Annotated in this window: 22 protein-coding genes and 1 tRNA gene; 22 read left to right on the top strand and 1 reads right to left on the bottom strand. The window is 35.7% G+C overall.

All coding sequences use genetic code 11. The features are described 5' to 3' along the window. The first annotated feature begins 11 nt into the window (after nt 1-11). The 21 genes from AC1RPX_RS04060 to AC1RPX_RS03960 all read left to right on the top strand — a co-directional run bounded on the left by AC1RPX_RS04060 (nt 12) and on the right by AC1RPX_RS03960 (nt 20,704). Nucleotides 12-2,585: a hypothetical protein gene (locus AC1RPX_RS04060; RefSeq protein ID WP_481761470.1), complete on the top strand. Its 2,574-nt coding sequence runs from the start codon at nt 12-14 to the stop codon at nt 2,583-2,585. 79 nt (nt 2,586-2,664) lie between these two features. Beyond that, the gene (locus AC1RPX_RS04055) at nt 2,665-3,378 is read left to right on the top strand and encodes a WxL domain-containing protein (protein ID WP_481761469.1); all 714 of its coding nucleotides are present in this window, start codon (nt 2,665-2,667) and stop codon (nt 3,376-3,378) included. Nucleotides 3,379-3,405: 27 nt separating this feature from the next. Then, complete coding sequence (locus AC1RPX_RS04050; protein WP_481761468.1) at nt 3,406-4,167, top strand: WxL domain-containing protein; 762 nt, start codon at nt 3,406-3,408, stop codon at nt 4,165-4,167. Nucleotides 4,168-4,218: 51 nt separating this feature from the next. Continuing rightward, complete coding sequence (locus AC1RPX_RS04045) at nt 4,219-4,968, top strand: WxL domain-containing protein (protein ID WP_481761467.1); 750 nt, start codon at nt 4,219-4,221, stop codon at nt 4,966-4,968. A gap of 57 nt (nt 4,969-5,025) precedes the next feature. After that, nucleotides 5,026-5,790 carry a WxL domain-containing protein gene (locus tag AC1RPX_RS04040; RefSeq protein WP_481761466.1) on the top strand — a complete coding sequence of 255 codons (765 nt, stop codon included), beginning with the start codon at nt 5,026-5,028 and terminating at the stop codon, nt 5,788-5,790. A gap of 39 nt (nt 5,791-5,829) precedes the next feature. Continuing rightward, entirely contained in the window at nt 5,830-6,435 is a 606-nt protein-coding gene (locus AC1RPX_RS04035) for a WxL domain-containing protein (RefSeq protein ID WP_481761465.1), read from the top strand. A 26-nt stretch (nt 6,436-6,461) separates the two neighbouring features. Continuing rightward, on the top strand, nt 6,462-7,253 hold the full coding sequence (locus tag AC1RPX_RS04030; RefSeq protein WP_481761464.1) for a WxL domain-containing protein: 792 nt from the start codon (nt 6,462-6,464) through the stop codon (nt 7,251-7,253). 31 nt (nt 7,254-7,284) lie between these two features. Next, nucleotides 7,285-8,373: a WxLIP family cell surface protein gene (locus AC1RPX_RS04025; RefSeq protein WP_481761463.1), complete on the top strand. Its 1,089-nt coding sequence runs from the start codon at nt 7,285-7,287 to the stop codon at nt 8,371-8,373. A gap of 22 nt (nt 8,374-8,395) precedes the next feature. Further along, a complete protein-coding gene (locus tag AC1RPX_RS04020) occupies nt 8,396-8,722 on the top strand; it encodes an LPXTG cell wall anchor domain-containing protein (protein WP_481761462.1) in 327 nt (108 codons plus the stop codon). Between the two features lie 273 nt (nt 8,723-8,995). Further along, nucleotides 8,996-10,204, top strand: coding sequence for an Ig-like domain-containing protein (locus tag AC1RPX_RS04015; protein ID WP_481761461.1), 1,209 nt, complete (start codon nt 8,996-8,998; stop codon nt 10,202-10,204). Between the two features lie 327 nt (nt 10,205-10,531). Next, nucleotides 10,532-13,096, top strand: a complete 2,565-nt coding sequence (locus AC1RPX_RS04010; protein WP_481761460.1) for a hypothetical protein — start codon at nt 10,532-10,534, stop codon at nt 13,094-13,096. A gap of 86 nt (nt 13,097-13,182) precedes the next feature. After that, entirely contained in the window at nt 13,183-13,899 is a 717-nt protein-coding gene (locus AC1RPX_RS04005) for a WxL domain-containing protein (RefSeq protein ID WP_481761459.1), read from the top strand. 25 nt (nt 13,900-13,924) lie between these two features. Continuing rightward, complete coding sequence (locus AC1RPX_RS04000) at nt 13,925-14,686, top strand: WxL domain-containing protein (RefSeq protein WP_481761458.1); 762 nt, start codon at nt 13,925-13,927, stop codon at nt 14,684-14,686. A 58-nt stretch (nt 14,687-14,744) separates the two neighbouring features. After that, the gene (locus AC1RPX_RS03995) at nt 14,745-15,494 is read left to right on the top strand and encodes a WxL domain-containing protein (protein WP_481761457.1); all 750 of its coding nucleotides are present in this window, start codon (nt 14,745-14,747) and stop codon (nt 15,492-15,494) included. Between the two features lie 66 nt (nt 15,495-15,560). Next, on the top strand, nt 15,561-16,301 hold the full coding sequence (locus AC1RPX_RS03990; protein WP_481761456.1) for a WxL domain-containing protein: 741 nt from the start codon (nt 15,561-15,563) through the stop codon (nt 16,299-16,301). Between the two features lie 30 nt (nt 16,302-16,331). Next, nucleotides 16,332-16,919, top strand: coding sequence for a WxL domain-containing protein (locus AC1RPX_RS03985; RefSeq protein ID WP_481761455.1), 588 nt, complete (start codon nt 16,332-16,334; stop codon nt 16,917-16,919). A gap of 26 nt (nt 16,920-16,945) precedes the next feature. Beyond that, nucleotides 16,946-17,713 carry a WxL domain-containing protein gene (locus AC1RPX_RS03980; protein WP_481761453.1) on the top strand — a complete coding sequence of 256 codons (768 nt, stop codon included), beginning with the start codon at nt 16,946-16,948 and terminating at the stop codon, nt 17,711-17,713. Nucleotides 17,714-17,744: 31 nt separating this feature from the next. Next, nucleotides 17,745-18,836, top strand: coding sequence for a WxLIP family cell surface protein (locus tag AC1RPX_RS03975; protein ID WP_481761452.1), 1,092 nt, complete (start codon nt 17,745-17,747; stop codon nt 18,834-18,836). Between the two features lie 22 nt (nt 18,837-18,858). Next, nucleotides 18,859-19,230, top strand: coding sequence for an LPXTG cell wall anchor domain-containing protein (locus AC1RPX_RS03970; RefSeq protein WP_481761451.1), 372 nt, complete (start codon nt 18,859-18,861; stop codon nt 19,228-19,230). Between the two features lie 314 nt (nt 19,231-19,544). Next, nucleotides 19,545-19,850, top strand: coding sequence for a hypothetical protein (locus tag AC1RPX_RS03965; protein ID WP_481761450.1), 306 nt, complete (start codon nt 19,545-19,547; stop codon nt 19,848-19,850). Between the two features lie 515 nt (nt 19,851-20,365). Then, complete coding sequence (locus tag AC1RPX_RS03960) at nt 20,366-20,704, top strand: hypothetical protein (protein WP_481761449.1); 339 nt, start codon at nt 20,366-20,368, stop codon at nt 20,702-20,704. A gap of 293 nt (nt 20,705-20,997) precedes the next feature. On the opposite strand, the gene AC1RPX_RS03955 is transcribed toward AC1RPX_RS03960, so the two are convergent. Then, nucleotides 20,998-21,069: transfer RNA gene (locus AC1RPX_RS03955), tRNA-Arg, on the bottom strand. A gap of 67 nt (nt 21,070-21,136) precedes the next feature. On the opposite strand from AC1RPX_RS03955, the gene rpoN reads away from it, so the two are divergent. Further along, nucleotides 21,137-22,474 (top strand): RNA polymerase factor sigma-54, encoded by a 1,338-nt coding sequence (gene rpoN / locus AC1RPX_RS03950; protein WP_481761448.1) that lies wholly within the window; start codon nt 21,137-21,139, stop codon nt 22,472-22,474. Nucleotides 22,475-22,487 lie beyond the last annotated feature (13 nt).

The raw sequence follows: 22,487 nt of genomic DNA, 5'->3' as shown, positions 1-22,487 counted from the left end.
AGGGCTAAAAAATGAGAGAGTATAAAAACAGAAAAAAAGAATGGGTTTCGGCAACAATTATGACAAGTGCTGTTTTTGCAGGATTGTTAGCTGGGGGAGCTAGCCATAGAGAACCTAGTGTGTTTGCTAAAACCGATGAGAGCAGTATGTCAAGCGAATCATCAGATGAAACATCAAGTAAGTTAACGATTAAAGAATCAAGTGAATCAGAAAAAAAGGCGCTATCAAGTGAATCTGTAGAAACTAAATCAACAACTAAAAAAAGTGAATTAAAAATAAAAGCTAAATCATCAGAAAAAACTAAACGAAGTACTCGAGCTACCACTCGAGCAGCTGGATATGTTGGACCAAAAGATGAAATTCTACCTACTGTTAAATGGGAAACAAAAGATTACGCAGCTGATGTAGCAAAGACGTTTGTTTCACAATCGGGGAGATCTGATAAGCCTAATGAACCAGTTATGTACTTTGGAAATAGTATTGAACCTTTTCAGCCTAGTGAACTGACGAATAATAATGACGCAGATAGAGCAAGCAATAATAGTTCACCTAATTTACCATCTTGGTCATATACGTATACTACCGGAAAAAATCCGCGTCCATCGATTATACACGGGCTGATTATGGGCGACAAAATAGCTCGTGGTTATAATGTGAATGAAGCTTACCTAGACAACGGTATTTCTGGTATCGAGGGTGGACTTTTAGATGGGTCAATTACTGATTATCATCTTTATAAAAATAGTATGAACACGGGATTTAAAGCAACTATGTATGATAGTAAGTACAAAGTTAGTTATACTTTTGAATCAGTATATGGTAGGACTGGTGGTATTTACCGTTACTTTAGTATTACAAATAATAATTCAGATTCACAAAAAATAGGTGCCTTGGAAACAAATGATACTTTTGTAGATTCTGATAAAGTTCCTTTACAGAGTATTGGACCTAATGATGGCTTTAAAATGATTGGGGATAGTACTAGTCAGAAGCATGTTTTGGATGTGAGATTGAAAGATCCAGAGTCTAATGCTACTTTGGGTGGTTGGACAAATTATACGGGCGGTTCTCAAGATAAGATTCTAAACCCCGCTAATTTTAATAACTACTTTAAAGGGGGGGTAGCCGGGACAGGTATGGAAGGTTCAGCAGCAAACACTAATATTGGAATTGAAAATATTAGTAATCCAAGTAAAACAATTGGTGATGATAGTGCGTACATTATGAAAGCTAATCAAGTTGATTTAGCTCCAGGTGCAACACTTGTTAATGGGTCTTACCTTACTTATAAAGAGACAACACCTAGTACTCCTCCCGTTGCGACAGTTAAAAATACAATAATTAACGGTTACGCTGATCAAAAAGGTGTTGAGATTACAGGAGATGTTACTGATTCAGATGATACAAAAGGAAATATTGAAATCGGGTATCCAGATGGAACGTCAGAAAAGAATCCTTACGATACTATTACAGTGGATGTGAAGAATCCTACACCGTATTCTGTACCAGTTAATATGTCTAAACTAGGTCCAGGTAAAAATGAACTATTAGTTACGGCAGTTGATCCAGGTAATAACCGTCAAGAAAAACCAGTTACTATAACTGTTAACGTATTCAAATTAGGCGCAATTGCTATCCCACAAACAATCAAAGTTGGCGATACGGTTAAGACAGGCGAGACGGATTTGATTAAAGATTTGACAATTATTAATCAACCAACAGTTAATGCACATACACTAACTGTTGATGGGACAAATCCATCAGGTAAACCACTTGATAATAAAACAGTAGGATTTTACATCCAAGATATGCTTTTAACAGATATTGCAGTTAAACCAAATGAAATCGCAAAAGTAGCTGTACCAGTTACTGTAACTGATGATGACACTGCAACTGATAAAGTCTCTGCCCTTTATGCAAAAGGATTTGGCGTAAAGCAGGCAGATATTCAAAAATTAACAACTGATGAGTTGACTGCATTAATTCTAAAGACTAGTGAAGCTAAAGGATGGTTGTTAGCAACTGGTGCTGAATCTAAAGTAAGCGTTGATTCAACGACACTTAAACAAACTTCAACTGATGGTATTTATCAGGCAGTTATCAAAAATTCGGATGGTTTAAAAAAGACCATTAACATTGAAGTTACAGGTGGATTGAAAATTACAGAAGGACCTGGGGCAACTAATTACGGTTCTTTTTTAGGTGTTACGTTACCTTACAGCGGAGAAGACTTTAAAGTTCAACGTAGTGACCCTGATCCTCATGTTAATAGCGTACAAGTTTCTAACGCGGGTAAACAAGCTTGGACCTTAACAGCTCAACTTACAACACCGTTAACGGAGCATAACGATGCTAACGTTAAGTTAAATGGTGTATTGACATATATAGATGCATCTGGTCAATCGCAAGATATAGAATCAAACAGTGCAGAAGTTGGTTCAGGGCAATCTGAGGTAACTCAAGAAGTAAGTTGGGCAAACGACAAAGGAATTATCGTTCAACTTAATGGAAATAACCCTTTGCTTAAAGCAGGGGACTATACAGGGGAAATAACATGGACATTAGCGGATACGCCACATTCATAAACCTTGTTTAATTAATGTTAATCGTTAGCATATTGCTAATATTAAAAACTACCAAAATCTTACGAGGGGAGAAAATACGATGCTAAAAAGAAGTACAATTATGGGGATTCTTTTAGGAAGCATGGTACCTGTTGGTTTCGCCGTAACGCAAGTTTCAGCAAGCGATACAGTGGGCTATCAATCGCATGCGACTATTGAGTTAGTTGGAAGTACTGATGAAACACGACCTGTTAATCCAATTAATCCGACGGATCCGGTAAAACCAGTTAGACCTGTTAATCCGGGGACGCCAGGTCCGTTATCGATTGATTACGTTTCGAACTTACAATTCAGTCAACAAAAAATTTCTGGTAAAGATAGTGTTTATTATGCACAACTTGACCAGTTAGCTGATAAGAACGGTAAAGTCGGAGATTATCCAAACTATGTTCAGATAACGGATAACCGTGGGTCAAATGCAGGGTGGAAATTAACCGTTGCACAGACCAATCCATTTATGAATGGTAAAAATAAATTAGATGGAACGGTTATCACGTTGATGAATGGTGTTGTTAATGGTAGTAACCTGCATAGACCGACGGATAGTCAAGCAGCAATTAAGCCAGATGGTAAGGCAGTTACTGTGATGACAGCTAAGTTGGACAATGGTATGGGGACCTGGACGGATCGTTTTGGTAAAGATAATACAGCTGCTCAACAAAGTATTTCATTGTTTGTTCCAGCTGAGTCGAAAAAAGTAGCAGGGGCTTATAAGTCTGAACTAACATGGACTTTGACAGATGCTAAACTATAAAAAAAGAGATTAGGGGAAATATATATTATGAAAAAAACAAATAAATTATTATTCGCTGCATTACTTGGATTAGGTATTACAGGAACAGCTGTTACAACAGCTAACGCATCAGAAACAAAAGATTATGTATCACATGGTAACGTTGAATTGACTAAAAATGACGGAACAACAGACCCTGGTATTACTGATCCAACAGATCCAGGACATACTATCGATCCAACAGACCCAGTGAACCCAGGTACTGGTGGCCCATTAGCAATTGACTACGTTTCTAACTTTAACTTTGGTACACAAAAAGTAACAGGTAATGATACAACATATAACTCGGAATTAGTTGCAGCAACAACAGATAACCCAACAGCTGGAACTAAAAAAGACCTTGCAAACTTCTTACAAGTTTCAGATAACCGTGGTACAGTATCTGGCTGGAAACTTTCAGTTCAACAATCAAAAGCATTTACAAGTGAAACAACAAAATCAGTATTAGATGGCACAACAATTACGTTATCTAACCCTGAAGCAAATAATGCTGATAAAAATGGTACAAAACCAGCACCATCAATTTTAACAGATAACCTTGCAATTTCTTCTGCATCAGGTGATAAAGTTGTTATGCAAGCTAAAGATGGCGAAGGTTCTGGTACTTGGGTTGAAGCATTCGGTAATGCAACTAAAGACGCTGATAAAGCTAAAGCTTCTGTTAAATTAGCTATCCCTGGTGATAGCAAAAAAGTCGCAGAAAAATACACATCAGATTTAACATGGACACTTACAGACGCTAACTTATAAGAATTAATTCTATCAATAAAAAAAGGTTATTAATTAAAAGGGGAAATTAAAATGAAAACAACTAAAATCGTAACAAGCGCAATTATTTTATCAACATTAGGTTTAACTGCAGCACCAGCTGTACATGCCGCAGACCATACAGAAAATTACACATCATTAGGTAAGATTGGTTTTACAGAAAATGATGATAAAACACCACCCGTTAACCCAGTTGATCCAGATAAACCCGTTGATCCATTAGAACCAACTGTTCCTCCTGTTAGTCCTGGTACTGATGGACCATTATCAATTGATTACGTTTCTAACTTTGATTTTGGTGAAAACAAAATTTCTGGGGACGATACAACTTACTACGCTGCACCTGTCAAAGCAGTTAGTGGTGCTAAATATGCTACTTACTTACAAGTAACGGATAAACGTGGTACTAATGCTGGTTGGAAACTTTCAGTTAAACAAGAAAAACAATTTAATGATGGCTCAGCAGATTTAGATGGTGCAGTATTAAAAATGGGATCACAAAAATTAAATTCTAAAAATATGGATAGTGTAACTAATGCAACAACCCCAGCTATAGCCGATGCTACAATTACAGCAACACCTGGTAGCGCTGTTGAAGTCTTGAATGCAGCTAAGGGTCAAGGTATGGGTACTTGGACAGATTCATTTGGTGTATATGATGCAGATGCTACAAAGGATACAGCAATGAAGGCTGTTTCATTAGCCGTACCTGGTAATTCAGCTAAAGAAGCTAAACCATATACCACTGATTTAACATGGACAATTACTGACGCAGGGATGTAAACCTGTATCAACTAGGTTATTAAAAAATAGAGGGAATCAATAAAAGGGGAAATTAAAATGAAAACAACAAAAATCGTTGCAAGTGCAATTGCGTTAACAACATTAGGTTTGACTGCAGCACCAGCTGTACATGCCGCAAATAATACACAAACATATAATGAAACAGGTAAAGTAGGTTTTGTCGCAGGAAGCACAAGCCCAACAAATCCCACAGATCCAATCGATCCAACAAATCCAATTACACCAGATCCAGATCCAGATCCAATCAAACCTGGTACAGATGGACCTTTATCGATTGATTACATCTCTAATCTTGATTTTGGTGCTGATCATAAGATTTCTGGTTCTACAGAAACTTACTATGCACAACCAATTTCAGCTACAGATAGTAAAGGTGATAAGGTTAAACGTGCTAATTACTTACAAGTAACTGATAACCGTGGTACAAATGGTGGTTGGAAACTTTCAGTAAATCAAGATGCCCAATTTAATGATGGGACTTCTGAGTTGGCTGGTGCGCAATTAAAAATGACCGGTCAAACATTTAATTCTTCAAATATTGGTGACACGACAACAATCCCAACTGCTTTAAATAGTGGTGTTATTACACCAACTGTTGGAAAAGATGTTGAAGTTGTAAGTGCTGCTAAGGGTCAAGGTATGGGTACTTGGACTGATTCATTTGGCACATATGTCGATGGAACAGATACAGATGCTTCAATGAAAGCAATCTCATTAGAAGTACCTGGTAAAACAGCTAAATCAATTGGAACAAGTTACAAAACTAACTTAACATGGACATTAACAGACGCAGGTCTATAAAAAGATTAGAAGTAAGTTAAACCAAAGGGGAAATTAATTATGAAAAAAGCAGCAATTGCAACATCAGCACTTTTAGCAGTTACGTTATTTTCAACATTAGCACCTGCAGCACATGCTGCCGATATTACAAAAGGCACAACAGGTGATGTTAACTTCGTAGCTAATCCAGCTACTGGGGCAGGCGAACTTAAGCTAATCAGTGCACCGAGTGTTGATTTTGGGGATCAAGAAATTAGTGGATCAACAAAAACTTATGAACAAACGTCTTTTGGCGCTAAACCAGAGGATGCTAATATCCAAGTTGATGATAACCGTGGCTCAAATGTCGGTTGGAATTTAACAGTTGCAAATACACAATTTGCCACGGCAACGGGTACGGCACTTGATGGTGCTAAGTTAACCTTAACAAATGGTTCAATTATTAATGGTAATGGGGCAAAGTTTGTGGCTAATCCTGCAGCAACTATGCTTTTAGATGGTTCATCTAAAGCTGTTCCAGCAGTAGATGCAGCTAAAGATAAAGGTATGGGGCCTAACACATTACCTGTTACTAAAGCAACTTTAGAAGTACCTGGTGCAACAAGTAAATTAAATGAAAAATATACATCAACAATTACATGGACATTAAAAGACGCAGCATTATAAAATGCAGAAAGGGATAGGTTAAAACAATGAGCTTGAAAAAAAATATACGACTAGCAGTAGCCATTGTCCCCCTCCTTGCATTTTCGATGATGGTAAATTCAGTAGCCGATGCAGCAGTTGCAACTGATGGAAAAACTGCGATATCATCAGCTAACTTAACATTACTTGAAAAGTCTGGTCCTGTTGATCCGTTAGATCCATCAAAACCAGTGCACCCACTCAATCAAGTTACGCCAACAACTGGAGACTTAAGAATAGATTATATTTCTAGTTTTCATTTTGGGGCACAGGATATCTCGGGGAGTAATAAAACCTACTATGCAACTTTTGATAAAGTAGCTGACATGACTAACCGTCGTGACTCAAGTGGAGTGTGGGACACACAAAACCTAACAGATAAAGATTATTATAATGTACCTAATTACGCCCAGGTCACAAATAATACAACGGGTAATTGGTCATTAGGTGTTAGTAACACTGTTTTTAAAAGTCCTAGCGGGAACGTGCTTAAAGGTGCTGTACTAAATATTAAGAATATCGAAGCACATAGTGAAAATCCAGGTTTAGGGCTAAGCGGGGACTTACCAGGTAACGTTAAACTTACAGGAACTGGTGGTACTCCTGTTTCGGTTGTTAGTACGACAGATGGTAATAGTGATAATCCGTTCGGTACTTGGACACTTGCTATGGGTACTGATAAAGCGGGAACTAACTCTACAGGAAACGATGCAGTGTCGTTATTTGTTCCTGGTACCACTGTGAAAACAAAAGAAGCTTATACATCAACGTTGAAATGGACATTGATAGCGGCTCCATAAAGCTAATTTGAAAAGAAAGAGGATTTTTACATTGAATAAAAAATTTTTTGGAATCATAATGGCGTTTGTGGCAGGATTGGTTTTATTTAGTGGACAAGTTCAAAAAGCGAACGCTGCTGAAATGAACTTTGCCGTTACTGCAAATCTTCCAAGTAATCAAGTTGATAAGCGCCAAACCTATTTTAATTTAAAAATGAAGCCTAATCAGAAACAAGATGTTACTGTCACATTGAAAAATTCGACTAATAAAGCAGTTGTCGTAATGGCTGAGGCAAATACAGCTGTAACCAACGATAACGGTGTGGTTGAATATAGTCATGTGAAACCAAAACTTGATAAAACAATGGTAAATCCTCTATCTTCAATTGTTAAGTCGGATAAAGAAGTGACAATTCCAGCCAAGAAAAGTGTTGTGCATACGTTCCATATCACAATGCCCGCTAAGAAATTTAATGGCGAAATCGATGGTGGATTATACTTCTATGAAAAGATCGACAAAGATAGTGAAAAAAAATCAAAGAGTAACGTTCAAATTAAAAACCGTTATGCATTTGTGATTGGGACAACGTTAACTGAAACAGATGATGTTGTTAAACCTGATATGAAATTACTTAAAATTGAACCAGGTTCAGTTAATTTCCGTAATACATTGAAGGTAAATTTACAAAACCCAACAACAACACCTATTCGTAATTTAAAGGTAGCCGGAAAAGTCTATTCAAGAAATGGGGATGAAGCCTTACATGCTTCAACCACTTCGAATATGACAATGGCTCCCAATACGAATTTTAATTATGGTATTTTTTGGGACAACCAACCCTTTAAACCTGGTAAGTACCGTCTAGAAATGACGGCAACTTCTGGTGTGAATAAGTGGAAATGGACTGAAAACTTCACAATTGATGGCGCAACGGCAGATAAATTGAACGAAAAGGCAGTTGACTTAGAAAAAGATTATACAATGTGGTATATTCTTGCAGGAATCTTCTTACTTCTACTTGTATTATTGATTATTTGGTTCTTAGTTCGTCGTAATAAAAAAGATAAAGAAGAAGCTGTCGCAGAAGCAAAACGACAAATTTTATCAGAATTACAAACTGGTGAAAAAGAAGATAAGTAGTCGAAATGGGTGAGGTATGGTTATGGGGAAAAAAATAACGAGTACTTTAGTAATTGGTCTTTTGGGGTTATCTTTTAGTTTAGGTGCATTCGGTAATACCGCAGAAGCGGCTAGTTATACAAGTGAAATGGGAATTGAATTTGTAGGTAAAATGCCAACAACTTCTCAGGTGACACCAGATCCAGACGGGAGAACACCTGTCTCAAAGAATGTTGCATCGAATCAAAACAGATTACCTCAAACCGGTGAAATAAAAGGATCAGGATTATCAATGATAGGATTTATTCTTTTATCAACCGCAGGATTAATTGGATGGGTTAAATATAACGATTCAAAGCAATCAAAATAAAGAATAGTTAAAATTAAAGTAGGCTACCTTCGTATTTATATGAAGATAGCTTATTTTTTTTGCTTATTATCTAAGTCCAATTTAGTTAAAATTAAAAATATACTAGTGGTTAAATTTGCAAAAGAAAGCGTTAACATGATAAGCTGTGTTTAAGGTATTAATAAAAAAATAAATATAAATATAAGGAGGTATTAGTAATGCTCTAACTAATTTTTTTATGGAGGGCCTGTATCAAATAATTGTTTATAAACCAAAATAGAGGAGATGAATAAAATGAACAAAGTAGAAATGAGTCAGACAAAGAAGAATGTGATTAAAACGGTAGCGGTGGTTGGATTATTGAATTCAGTAATGATTTTAGGGGTAGCTAATAATTCCGTAGATGCTAGTAACCATGAAAAGCAGGTGGCGACAGCTAAAGTAGGTACGAAAGAATTAGGTGTTATTACAAGAGGCTCAATGAAAGTATCTGGAACGGGTGCAAGTGGTCTACACTTACAAGGTAATAATACAGTGACAACAGGTACATTAGATTTTGATTATGAAGGAAAGTCGATTATTTCGGCAGGAATTAATGAATCGACAGACTATGTCTTGTCAGTTCCTTCAGAGTTAGTTCCACTTTTTAACCATGATTCGTTCAATAATTATATAACAGGAAATTTCCAATTTAATAACGGAAGTAAATATACGTATAATAAAAATGATATCCGAGTTGAGGATAATGGTAAAACATTACGAATCAAAAATCCATCTCATTCTTGGATTGCATTTGCCGACTTCAAAGTTCATTTATCTCTTGATATTGGGCAAATGGTAACAGATACAGGTATCAGAGTAGCGGACGCAGAAAATAACTCAAGTTATATATTTAATAGTGGTTTAGTAAAAAATGGTGCGCCAATTGATTGGGACGTGTTGGGTTCATATAATGCTTCTGACACGTTGCCAACATATCACCTAGACCCGGGTTGGGCACTTTTGAAAGAAATTCCAACCGTTGAAACAATTTTTGATACAGATACAACGGTATCAGGTCGTGGTGTTCCAGGTGCTAAAATTGAAGTTAAAGTTGGCGATAAAGTTATAGGGACAGGTATCGTTGATGAAAATGGACTTTACGAAGTTACTATTCCTAAACAACATGAAGATACAACAGTTAGTGTTCGTCAGAATACAGGTGTTGGTTGGAGTGATGTGAAAACTACGGTAGTTAAGCATAAAGATGTTACGATTGCTAAACCAACTGTTGATTCTTATTATCAAAGTGATAAATATTTAACAGGTACTGGAGAAACAGCTGGAAATACAATTATTATTGCTGATGCAAGCGGTAATGAAATTGCTAGAACAGTCGTACAGTCAGATCTTAGTTTCTCTGTACAAATTCCAGAACAAGGAGCCTATACACTTCTTTATATAACTGAAACAAATGGGACAGAAATAAGTCTTGCAACGGTAGTTCCAGTTCGTGAAGGGTAACCAAAATAAACTGTAAATTGGCAAAAGTAATTCATCATTTTTTTTGATGAATTACTTTTGTATTAAAACAAAATCGATAAAGCGGTTACTTCATAAATTAGATAAATATTTTTTAATTAAAAAAATATGTTTACATTTAAATAGATTATAGGTAAACTGGCTATGTCGCAGTAACCAGATAATAAGTTTGCGATTAGGTTACAGCTAAGTTAACGAATAAATCTATTAGGAGGGACTAGGGGGTCACAACTAATCAGCTAGACTAATGAGTTAAATATAGTAATGTTAGGTATAAATAGGCAGCAACTATAGGGGGAGGACTAAACAATGAAAGGGCATAACAGTAATAAAAAAGAACGAATCTCAGCAACGTTAATGACGGGAATTATCTTAGCAGGAGTGATGACAGGTAGCATTGTTAACGTGGTTAACAATGAGGGCCCAGGAACTTCTGTCCAAGCTAAAGAGCTAGATGAAACCGTTAAACCTCAAACAGCATCTTCTGAAAAAACAACCGAAAAAAGTACATCGATAAAAGCAACAAAAGAAGAAATAACAAGCGAAGTAGCAACTAAAGAAGAAGTAACGAAAGCACCAACAAAAAAAGTAGCAACGACTAAAAAAAGTGAGACAGCAGTACCAGCTGCTGGTTATGTTGGTCCATCACAAGGGGCCATTAATACTCAGTGGAGTACTACCGATGTGGCATCAAATTCTAAAAATGAGTATGTGTCACTTACAGGAGGCGGGAAGTTAGTAAATGGTGTTCCAACAAACAACGCGGGAAAAGCAGATGATACAGCGACTCCTGTTTTATATTTTGGTAATGCAGCATTTAATTTCCAACCAAGTGCGCTGACAAATAACGATTCTTACAGTGAACAGGGTAATGCATCTAGTTGGGCATTTACGAAGGTTGGTGCCAGTGGAAGAAATCCTAATCCAAGAAAGTCTTATGGAATTATCATTAATAATGCTATTCCAAAAGATCGTGGATATGGGTATGCAGCAGAAAGTAACACGACGCCTAATACAATTGAAAGTGCTGTAAAACTTGGACCAATTACAGATTACCATCTTTATAAAAATAATGATGGTACTGGATTCAAAGCTACAATGTACGATGTAACATATAAGGTGAGCTATACATTTGAAGAAATGTATGATGCAGCAGGTGGTATATATAGTTATTTCAGTATCACAAATAATGATACTGCAACTCGAGCTATTGGTGCAGCTCAGGGGGTCGATACTTTGGTTGATAAGGATGACGTCCCTGTAAAAAGTTTGGGACCTAACAATGGATTTAAAATGGTAAGTGATAAACATACCTTGAATTACAGATTGAAGGATCCCGGTAATAATACTAGCTTGGGTGGTTGGACTAATTATTCAGCTGGGAAAGCTACCGGTACTGGTATATTAGATATATCAAATATAAGTAGTTATTTCAAAGGTGGAGCTGTAGGAACTGGAATGGAGACATCAGTGCTTGATAAAATTATAGCTATCAACGACATTAGTCAGCCAGATACTCCGTTTAAGGGAGATAGTGCTTTTGTAATAAAAGCTAATCCTAAAACGTTAGCCCCAGGAGAAACATTAACGACAGGTTCTTACTTAACTTATAAAGAAACGACACCAAGTATTCCACCTGTTGCAACTGTAACACCATCAACAATTAATGCTTATGCGGATCAAACAGATTCATTTAAAATTGTAGGTAAAGTTTCAGATGAAGATAGTACAAAGGGATACATTCAAATTAAGTATCCAGATGGGTCAATATCATCGCCAGCAGAGAATACTTATGAAACAACAAAAGATGGTGTCGATTATTCTGCAAAGATTGACCCTACAAAATTAAAAGTAGGTGCAAATAAAGTTATAGTAACTGCGATTGATGCTGGAGGTACCGAACAATTAAAACCAGTTACCGTAACTGTCAACTTATTCAAGTTGGGTGCAACTGCTATTCCACAAAAAATTGATGTTGGCGGAACCGTTACAATAGATGAAACAAAATTAATCAAAGATTTAACAATTATGAATACTAATAAACATACATTAGAAATTGATCCTACAAATCCATCAAATAAACCACTTGATAACACAAAAGTTGGTTTCTATATACAAGATATGATTTTGACGGATACGGATGTGACACCTAATGAAACTGCTAAAGTTGCCGTTCCTGTCAATGTAATAGATGGTGATACCGTCGTTGATGGTGATTCTGTAGTTTACGCTAAGGATTTTAGTACGGACAGTAAATCTATCTCGGGATTAACAGAGACTAAATTAAATGAGTTCATATTAACAGAGAGTTCGGCTAAAGGTTGGATACTATCAACTGGTGCTGATTCTAAAGTTACAGTTAAATCAACGACACTTACACCAACTTCTAGTGCTGGTGACTATGAAGCAGTTATTGTAAATGCTCAGGGTGTTGAAAAAACGATTAAGATCACAGTTGCAGGTGGTGGTTTAGCAATTACTGCAGCCTCTGATGAAATGACTTTTGGTTCAAAAGATGGGGTAATGTTGCCTTACAGTGGAGAAAATTTCAATCTTCAACGTACTGCTGAAAATACTGTATCAATTTCTAATCTAGGCAAAACAGCTTGGACATTGAAGGCTAGCGTTTCAAAACCTTTAACAGATGGATCTAACACATTGAAAGGTGTTTTGAAATATATAGATGCAACTGGAACTGCACAAGATTTAGATACTGGTAGTACAGAGGTTGGTTCAGGTCAGACAGAAGAAACTAAAGATGTCACTTGGGCAGCCGATAAAGGTGTTGTTGCTGAACTTAATGGAAGCAACATGTCACTTAAAGCAGGTAAGTATGCAGGGGAAATAACATGGACACTAACGGATGCGCCTTAATCCTAATCCTTGCTTAATTAACGTTAATCATTAGCATTTTGCTAATATTATAAAAACATCAAAATCTGACGAGGGGAGTAGATACGATGATAAAAAGAAAGTTAATTTTGGGAGTTCTTTTAGGTAGTATGGTACCGGCTGGTTTTACCGTAACGCAAGCTTTGGCAAGCGAAACAGTGAATTATCAGTCGCATGCAACTATTGAATTCGTGAAAAATACTGACGGTACACCGCCAGTTGATCCAACAAATCCAACTGATCCGTTAAAACCGGTTAAACCAGTTAATCCTGGAACAGATGGACCATTATCAATTGATTACGTTTCGAACTTACAATTTAGTCAACAACAAATTTCTGGTAAAGACAGTGTTTATTATGCACAACTTGACCAGTTAGTTGATAAAAACGGTAAGGTTGGGGAATATCCAAACTATGTTCAAGTAACGGATAATCGTGGTTCAAACGCAGGCTGGAAACTAACTGTTGCACAGACCAATCCATTTATGAATGGTAAAAATAAATTAGATGGAACGATTATTACGTTAATGAATGGAACAACTAACGGAAGTAGTAATATGAGTCAGCCGACAGCTAGTCAAGCAGCCATCAATCCAGATGGCAAAGCAGTTACTGTGATGACAGCCAAGGTCGACAAAGGTATGGGAACATGGACAGACCGTTTTGGTAAAGATAATACAGCTGCCAAACAAAGTGTGTCATTACTTGTTCCAGCTGAATCAAACAAAGTAGCAGGGGCTTATAAGTCTGAATTAACATGGACTTTGACAGATGCTAACTTATAAAAAAGGTTATATAAAGGGGAAATAAATGATGAAAAATTCAAGTAAATTATTATTAAGTACATTATTAGGCGTAGGTGTGACAGGTGCCATTATGACAACTGCTCATGCATCTGAAACACAAACATATACATCACACGGTAAAATTGAATTGACTAAAAATGATGGTACAACAGATCCTGGTATTACGGATCCAACAGATCCTGGACATACTATTGATCCAACAGATCCTACAAACCCAACAGATCCAGGTACTGGTGGCCCATTATCAATCGATTATGTTTCTAACTTTAACTTTGGTGCTCAAAAGATGTCAGGTAACAACGAAACATATGACTCTCAATTAGTGACAGTTAAAGATGCATCCGGAGCTGATAAAGATCTTGCAAACTTCCTACAAGTTTCAGATAACCGTGGAACAGTAGCAGGTTGGAAACTTACTGTTCAACAAGCAAAAGCATTTACAAGTGAAACAACAAAATCAGAATTAGATGGGACAACAATTACGTTATCTAATCCTGAAGCAACTAATGCTGATAATAACGCATCAAAACCAAAACCAACATTAACAAATAGCGTTGACATTTCAGCTACATCAGGGGACAAAGTTGTTATGCAAGCAAAAGATGGCGCAGGTTCTGGTACATGGTCTGAATCCTTTGGTAACGCAACAACAGATGCTGCTAAAGCCAAAGCTTCTGTTAAATTAGCTATCCCTGGTGATAGTAAAAAAGTTGCAGAAAAATACACATCAGATATTACATGGACACTTACAGACGCTAACTTATAAAATCTAAATTAGTCAATAAAAAATAAAAATGGTTATTAATTAAAAGGGGAAATAAATTATGAAAACAACTAAAATCGTTACAAGCGCAATTATTTTATCAACATTAGGTTTAGCTGCAGCACCTGCAGTACATGCTGCAGATTATACATCAACAGGTAAGGTTGGATTTATGGAAAATACAGATCCAACAACACCCGTTGATCCAACGGATCCAACAGGCCCAGTAGGCCCAACGGATCCAACAGACCCAGATAATCCTCAACCAGGAACACCTGGCCCATTATCAATTGATTACGTTTCTAACTTTGATTTTGGTTCAAAAAATAAGGTTTCTGGAGACGATACAACTTACTACGCTGCACCTGTTAAATTAGCTGATAAAGATGGTAAAGAAGTTACAAGAGCTAACTACCTACAAGTAACAGATAAACGTGGATCAAATAAAGGCTGGAAATTGTCAGTTAAACAAGTAAAACAATTTAACGATAGTAAGACTGATTTAGATGGCGCACAGCTAAGTATGGGAACACAAACTTTAAATTCTAAAAATATTGGCGGAACAACAGATCCAGCTATAGCTAAAGCTACAATTACAACATCAATTGGTGCTGACGTTGCTGTCTTAGATGCTGGTAAGGATCAAGGTATGGGGACTTGGACAGATTCATTTGGTGTCTACGATGCTGATGCTACAAAAGATACAGCAAGTAAAGCTGTCTCATTGAAAGTACCTGGTAATTCAGCTAAAACGGTCGGTTCATCATATACAACAGATTTAACATGGACATTAACAGACGCTGGTTTATAAAATTAAGTCATATCACTTTCTAATAGGCTACAAAAAAATAGGGAATTAAAAAAAGGGGAAATTAAAATGAAAACAACTAAAATCGTAACAAGCGCAATCGTATTAACAACATTAGGTTTAATTGCAGCACCAGCTGTAAATGCAGCAACAGTAGGATCACTTCCAACAAAAGGTAGCGTTGGTTTTACAGATAATACAGATCCAACAGGTCCAGTTGATCCAACAGATCCAACAGATCCAGTTGACCCAACAGACCCTCCAATTAACCCAGGAACAAATGGTCCATTATCATTAGATTATGTTTCAAACTTTGATTTTGGTTCAAAAAATAAAGTTTCTGGTAGTGATACAACTTACTACGCAGCTCCTGTTGAAATAACAGATTCTAAAGGAACAGCAAAAGAAGTAGCTAACTACTTACAAGTAACAGATAACCGTGGATCAAATGCTGGTTGGACAGTTAATGTTAAGCAAGAAGGCGCATTTACTGACGGTACAAAAGAATTAACTGGTGCTCAATTGAGTATGAAAGATCAAACATTTAATTCAACAAATATGGATGCGACAACAACACCATCAATAATTGGTGATAAAGATAATAATAGTGTCGTTGCTCCTACAGTTGGTAGCGATGTTAAGGTTGTTACTGCTACAGACGGTCAAGGAATGGGAACATGGACTGATTCATTTGGTAAAGATGCTAAAGCTAAAGCCGTTTCATTAACAGTACCTGGTAAAACAGCTAAAAATCTTGGAACAATATATACAACAGATTTAACATGGACATTAACAGACGCAAACTTATAAAAATTGGGTTAACAAAAGGGGAAATAAATTATGAAGAAAACAGCAATTGCAACAGCAGCACTTTTAACCGTTACTTTGTTTTCAACAGTAGCACCAGCAGTACATGCTGCTGATGTAACATTACCTTCATCAGGTGATGTCAACTTTGTAGCTGATCCTGCTACTGGAGCTGGAGAAATTAAATTGACAAAGGCACCAAGTGTTGATTTTGGAGATCAAAAAATTAGTGGATCAGATGCAAAATATGATGCAGCTACTATTACAGATTCTATCGTTGTTGATGACAACCGTGGTTCAAATGAAGGTTGGAAATTAACAGTTGCCAACACACAGTTTACCGGCTCAAAAGAATTAGCTGGGGCTAAGTTAACATTGACGCCTGGAACTGTTTCTAATAATAATGGGGCAAGTTATAATGCTACCCAACCAACAGCGGATATGGTTTTAGACGGATCTAGTCAAAGTGTTGCAGTAGTAGATGCAGCTAAAGACATGGGTATGGGTACTAACACGTTACCTGTTACTAAGGCAACCTTAGACGTACCTGGTGCATCAACTAAATTAAAAGAAAAATATACATCAGTAATTACATGGACGTTAAACGACGCACCATTATAGGATGCAGAAAGGGATAGGTTAAAACAATGAGCTTGAAAAAAAACTTACGACTAGTAGTAGCCATTGTCCCCCTCCTTGCAATTTCAATAATGGGAAATTCAGTGGCTGATGCAGCAGTAGCGCCTGATGGAAAAACTGCAACCACAGCGGCTAACTTAACATTACTTGCAAAGTCTGGTCCAGTTGATCCATTAGATCCGACAAAACCAGTACAACCAATTAATCCAGTTACGCCAACTACTGGTGACCTGAGGATAGATTATATTTCTGATTTACATTTTGGTACTCAGAAAATTTCAGGAAATAAAAAATCTTATTATGCTGCTTTTGATAAAGTAGCTGATTTAACAGGACATCGTGATGAAGCTACAGGTGAGTGGGTTATAGATAAGCTCACGGATGCAGATTATAGGGATGTACCTAATTACGTTCAGGTTACAAATAATACGACAGGAAACTGGTCGTTGACGGTTAGTAACACATCATTTAAAAGTGGTGCTAATGAACTTAAGGGTACTGTGCTTACAATAAAAAATGTAGCATCGAAAACAGATAACGGAGATCCTGATGCCGGTTTATTTACCGATAGTATATTATTAAAAGGTGACGGTGCATCATATCAAGTAGTAGATCCAACTGCCAATACTAATCCCACAGGGACCTGGACAATAGCAATGGGTGATGCAACAACAGGTAATAAATCAGCGAGATTGGATGTGCCTGGCCCGGCTGAAAAAGTAGCTGGTGAAACATATACGTCGACATTAAACTGGACATTGACGGCGGCTCCATAAAGTTAATTTGAGAAGAAAGAGGATTTTTACATTGAATAAAAAATTTTTTGGAATCATTATGGCGTTTGTGGCAGGATTAGTTATATTTAGTGGACAAGTTCAAAAAGCGAATGCTGCTGAAATGAACTTTGCTGTTACTGCAAATATTCCAAACAACCAAATTGATAAGCGCCAAACGTATTTTAATTTAAAAATGAAACCGAACCAAAAGCAAGACATTACTGTCACATTAAAAAATTCGACTAACAAAGATGTTACTGTAATGGCTGAAGCAAATACAGCGATTACAAATGATAACGGAGTGGTTGAATACAGTCACGTGAAACCAAAACTTGATAAAACAATGGTAAACCCTCTATCTTCAATCATTAAGTCAGATAAAGAAGTGACAGTACCGGCTAAGAAAAGCATTGAGCATACATTCCATATCACAATGCCCGCTAAGAAATTCAATGGCGAAATTGACGGTGGCTTGTACTTCTATGAAAAAATTAACAAAGATAGTGAAAAAAAATCAAAGAGTAACGTTCAAATTAAAAACCGTTATGCCTTTGTTATTGGGACAACGTTAACTGAAACTGACGATGTTGTTAAGCCTGATATGAAATTACTTAAGATTGAGCCCGGATCAGTTAATTTCCGTAATACATTGAAGGTAAACTTACAAGATCCAACAACAACACCAATCCGTAACCTGAAAGTTGATGGAAAAGTCTATTCAAGAAATGGTGATAAAGCACTACATGCTTCAACCACTTCGAATATGACAATGGCTCCAAATACAAACTTTAATTATGGCATTTTCTGGGATAACCAACCCTTTAAGCCTGGTAAGTACCGTTTAGAAATGACGGCGACTTCTGGGGTACATAAGTGGAAATGGACAGAATATTTCACAATTGATGGCGCAACGGCAGATAAATTGAACGAAAAAGCGGTTGACTTAGAAAAAGATTACACAATGTGGTATATCCTTGCAGGAATCTTCTTGCTATTACTTCTATTGTTGCTCATCTGGTTCTTAGTTCGTCGTCGTAACAAAAAAGATAAAGAAGAAGCTGTCGCAGAAGCAAAACGACAAATTCTAGAAGAATTACAAACTGATAAAAAAGAAGATAAGTAGTCAAAATAGACGAGGTATGGTTATGAGAAAAAAACTAATGAGTGTTTTAATAATTAGTCTTTTGGGGTTATCTTTTAGTTTAGGTGCATTCGGTAATACTGCAGAAGCGGCTAGTTATACTAGTGAGGTTGGAATCGAATTCGTTGGTAAAATGCCAGAGAAAACGAAACCAACCACACCGACAACAAGACCAACAACAACGTCCCCCACGACGCCAACAACTTCACAGGTAACACCGGATGGGAAAACACCTGTCTTAAAAAATGCAGCAAAAGGTCAAACCAGTTTACCTCAGACTAGTGAAATGAAAGAATCAGGACTATCAATGATGGGCCTTGTTCTGTTGCTAGCTATGGGATTAGTTGGCTGGTTTAAAAGAAATTATGCAAAATAATTAAAATTTAATAGTTTAACTAAAAAGAGTTTTTCCTCGTAAAAATACGAGGAAAAACTCTTTTTTTATTGCGATATTTATTAAAGGTTCTATTACAACTGTTGTTGATAAATATATTACAGAGCCCTTAATTTAAGAGGTTGGGTTTTTGCTTAAATATTAAATTAGATTAACGTTATGGTTAAATCACTTTGAAGTAATGTTGAAATTATGATAGCATAAAAATGTTGTTAATGAAAAAATAGATTAAAGTAATAGCATTTAAGGGTAGTTTTATCCCACAGTATATTCACAAAATATTAAAAGGGGATAGTATGGGAAAAATATATATAGAAATATTAGCGACTATCGGGATACAAATAATACCCTTTATATTTATCATAGATGGATATATCCATAGAAATGGTATTGGCTTAAATAATGGTGATGGGTTACTTGTTTTAGGTGTTTTATTATTATTTGGAATGGGTATTATATATACTATTACGTATTTATTAGATGTAATGATTAAAAGGCATAATAAGTACTTAGTACCTAAATTTAAATACTTATTATTAATGTATTGGGTATTTCTAGATGTTATTATAGTAATTTATTTAAGTTTTAGAAATTTCTTTTAGAGTAGGAAAATCAAATTTTTCATCAACATTCGGGAAAAGGTAAATATGTTGAGGTATATAAAATAAAGGAATAGCCATATTATGCTGCGGGTTCATTTAACCCTATTTATATTCATAAAATAACATCATATTAAGGAGCTAAAAATGTTGAAACTTTTAAAAAATTCCAAAGTATTACATTCATTTTTTAATATTATATTTATTATAGAAACTTTTAGTTTATTTCTTGATACTGCATTTTCATTAGGCGGAATGGGAAGTCAACATATAGATCTATTCCTTTCAGTATCAAGTATAATCGTTCTTTTACAATTTTTTATGCTGATTGTCCAATTTAATTATTTCGATAAAATAATAATAGTAATCCTTTCAATGTTTAATATTGTATTAAACGCAATTATGTTGATCATTGAGATTAATAATGATTGTTATCTTCCTACATTAGAATCCTTCCTGGTAGCTATTTTGATTTCACTGTTCTTTATATGTAAATACTATAAATCAGGAGAAACTAAATGATTAGAAAAGTAATCAATTCAAAAATAATAGCAATCAGTTTAAATATAATATTAATGATTCTTGCAATTATAATGATTGTTCATGCTCTTTCAGGTAAATTCTATAGTGAAGATGTATTCATGTTATTAGTAGGGAACATTGAGATAATTATGATTTTATTACAGAATAAATTATGTAAATATCGTGGTATTATAATACTATCAATTTTTAATGTGATTTTAAATGTAACTCTATCAAATTTGGTTTATACAGACCCGTTAGTTTGGGCTTGTTACATTGGGTCAATTATTTCTATCTTCTTTATGATTAAATTCCCAAAAATGACTTCGTATTAAAATGGGTGATTACGGTAAAAAGAGCTAAACAGAAAATCCTATCTCTTAATTGAGGTAGGATTTATTTTTTATGAAACGTAATGGTAACGATTACAATCCAACTATATTAACGATTTTAATTTATTATTGATTGAACTAATTTTTTTCTACTATGTTGCTTATTATATTTTGTAGTGTGGTAAGAACGCCATGGCTATCTTAAGAAACATGATATATAATTAATGTAAGCGAAAACAAAAAACCTTATATCAACATATAAGGTTTTTCAAAAGAAAATATTTTAATTTTAACGATGCGCCATGAGGGAGTCGAACCCTCAGCTCAAGAACCGGAATCTTACGTGCTATCCATTACACCAACGGCGCAGTATAGTTAATAGTTTAGCTGAATTACGTAAAAAAAACAAGTAACGAAAGCGGAGGTTGAGAAATAATGGCTATTGAACAGAAATTTAAGCAACAACAAACGCAAATTCAAAAACTGGCAATGACACCAGAGCTCCAACAATCAATTAAAATGTTGCAATATAATATAGAAGATTTACAAGAATTTGTCACTGAAAAAATGATGGAAAACCCTTTGATTGAAGCTGTTGACGACAATCAGAGAATCCAAGCAGGGGAGTCTCGTTATAAAGTTAATCTAACAACAAATGGTGATACTGATTATATGAATTCAGTCAGTGATGATGAATCACAATCTTTATTGGATTATTTATTGGAACAAATTTATCTAACGATGCGTCAAACACCGCTTAGAAAGGTTGTTCTTTACTTAGTAGATTATATTGAACAGACGGGCTATTTTAATGCTAATTTGGATGATTTAGCAGAAGAATCAGGAATACCACCCATTATGTTATTAGATGCGTTAACCTTGATTCAACGCTTAGATCCGCCCGGTGTTGGTGCACGTAATTTACAAGAAAGTTTAATGTTACAGATTGATTCTGACGATTTAGCGCCTGAATTGGCATATACAGTCATAAAAGATGATTTTGATAACTTTGTCGATCGTAAATGGTCGGACATAGCAAAAAAATATCGTGTTAATCTTTCAGAAATTCAAGAAATATCAGATTTTGTTCGCACATTATCACCTAATCCAGGTGCAGGATTTGGGACAACTAGAATTGGTAAAATCTATCCAGATTTAGTTTTGAAAAAAAGTAATAATGAATTAACATTATTCAAAGTTCGCGGTGCACAGCCTGAAGTTGTTTTTCAACAAAAATATTTTGATGATATGTCAAAAGACCAAGATCCTGAAGTAATCAAATATTTAACTGAAAAGAAACGGGAATATGAATGGCTAGTTCATGGCTTGAAACAACGAGGCGATACCATTTTAAAAGTAGGACAATATATTTTGAAATATCAGGCTGACTTCTTCACTGATAAAACCAAACCAATTAAGCCATTACTTTTACGGGAAGTTGCAGCCGCTTTAGGTGTTCACGAATCAACAATTAGTCGAACCGTTAATGATAAGTACATTGAAACAGAATCTGGTGTTTATGAAATAAAATCATTCTTTGGACAAATCGCAAATAAGAACAAAAAGAATGCTGAAGAGCTATCTTCAAAAACGATTATGACAACTATGCAGACTTTGATTGAATCTGAAGATAAAACGAAACCTTTCTCTGATCAAAAAATAGTTTTACAATTAATGAAACAAAACATCGATATTTCGAGACGAACAGTTGCAAAATATCGTGAAAACCTGAACATTCCATCGTCATCAGCAAGAAAACGCTACAAGGATTAGGAACAATTATGAC

Source organism: Dellaglioa sp. CoH-56-MRSF-14 (assembly GCF_056782115.1).
The sequence above is the reverse complement of the archived record's forward strand: the minus strand, read 5'-3'. Positions and strand labels throughout refer to the sequence as shown.

Coding starts and splice junctions, on each gene's coding strand:
- AC1RPX_RS04060 (WP_481761470.1), top strand. CDS start 12: ATGAGAGAGTATAAAAACAGAAAAAAAGAATGGGTTTCGGCAACAATT.
- AC1RPX_RS03990 (WP_481761456.1), top strand. CDS start 15,561: ATGAAAACAACTAAAATCGTAACAAGCGCAATCGTATTAACAACATTA.
- AC1RPX_RS04040 (WP_481761466.1), top strand. CDS start 5,026: ATGAAAACAACAAAAATCGTTGCAAGTGCAATTGCGTTAACAACATTA.
- AC1RPX_RS04010 (WP_481761460.1), top strand. CDS start 10,532: ATGAAAGGGCATAACAGTAATAAAAAAGAACGAATCTCAGCAACGTTA.
- AC1RPX_RS03980 (WP_481761453.1), top strand. CDS start 16,946: ATGAGCTTGAAAAAAAACTTACGACTAGTAGTAGCCATTGTCCCCCTC.
- AC1RPX_RS03985 (WP_481761455.1), top strand. CDS start 16,332: ATGAAGAAAACAGCAATTGCAACAGCAGCACTTTTAACCGTTACTTTG.
- AC1RPX_RS04035 (WP_481761465.1), top strand. CDS start 5,830: ATGAAAAAAGCAGCAATTGCAACATCAGCACTTTTAGCAGTTACGTTA.
- AC1RPX_RS04020 (WP_481761462.1), top strand. CDS start 8,396: ATGGGGAAAAAAATAACGAGTACTTTAGTAATTGGTCTTTTGGGGTTA.
- AC1RPX_RS04030 (WP_481761464.1), top strand. CDS start 6,462: ATGAGCTTGAAAAAAAATATACGACTAGCAGTAGCCATTGTCCCCCTC.
- AC1RPX_RS03965 (WP_481761450.1), top strand. CDS start 19,545: ATGGGAAAAATATATATAGAAATATTAGCGACTATCGGGATACAAATA.
- rpoN (WP_481761448.1), top strand. CDS start 21,137: ATGGCTATTGAACAGAAATTTAAGCAACAACAAACGCAAATTCAAAAA.
- AC1RPX_RS04005 (WP_481761459.1), top strand. CDS start 13,183: ATGATAAAAAGAAAGTTAATTTTGGGAGTTCTTTTAGGTAGTATGGTA.
- AC1RPX_RS04055 (WP_481761469.1), top strand. CDS start 2,665: ATGCTAAAAAGAAGTACAATTATGGGGATTCTTTTAGGAAGCATGGTA.
- AC1RPX_RS03970 (WP_481761451.1), top strand. CDS start 18,859: ATGAGAAAAAAACTAATGAGTGTTTTAATAATTAGTCTTTTGGGGTTA.
- AC1RPX_RS04015 (WP_481761461.1), top strand. CDS start 8,996: ATGAACAAAGTAGAAATGAGTCAGACAAAGAAGAATGTGATTAAAACG.
- AC1RPX_RS04045 (WP_481761467.1), top strand. CDS start 4,219: ATGAAAACAACTAAAATCGTAACAAGCGCAATTATTTTATCAACATTA.
- AC1RPX_RS04000 (WP_481761458.1), top strand. CDS start 13,925: ATGATGAAAAATTCAAGTAAATTATTATTAAGTACATTATTAGGCGTA.
- AC1RPX_RS04050 (WP_481761468.1), top strand. CDS start 3,406: ATGAAAAAAACAAATAAATTATTATTCGCTGCATTACTTGGATTAGGT.
- AC1RPX_RS03960 (WP_481761449.1), top strand. CDS start 20,366: ATGATTAGAAAAGTAATCAATTCAAAAATAATAGCAATCAGTTTAAAT.
- AC1RPX_RS03995 (WP_481761457.1), top strand. CDS start 14,745: ATGAAAACAACTAAAATCGTTACAAGCGCAATTATTTTATCAACATTA.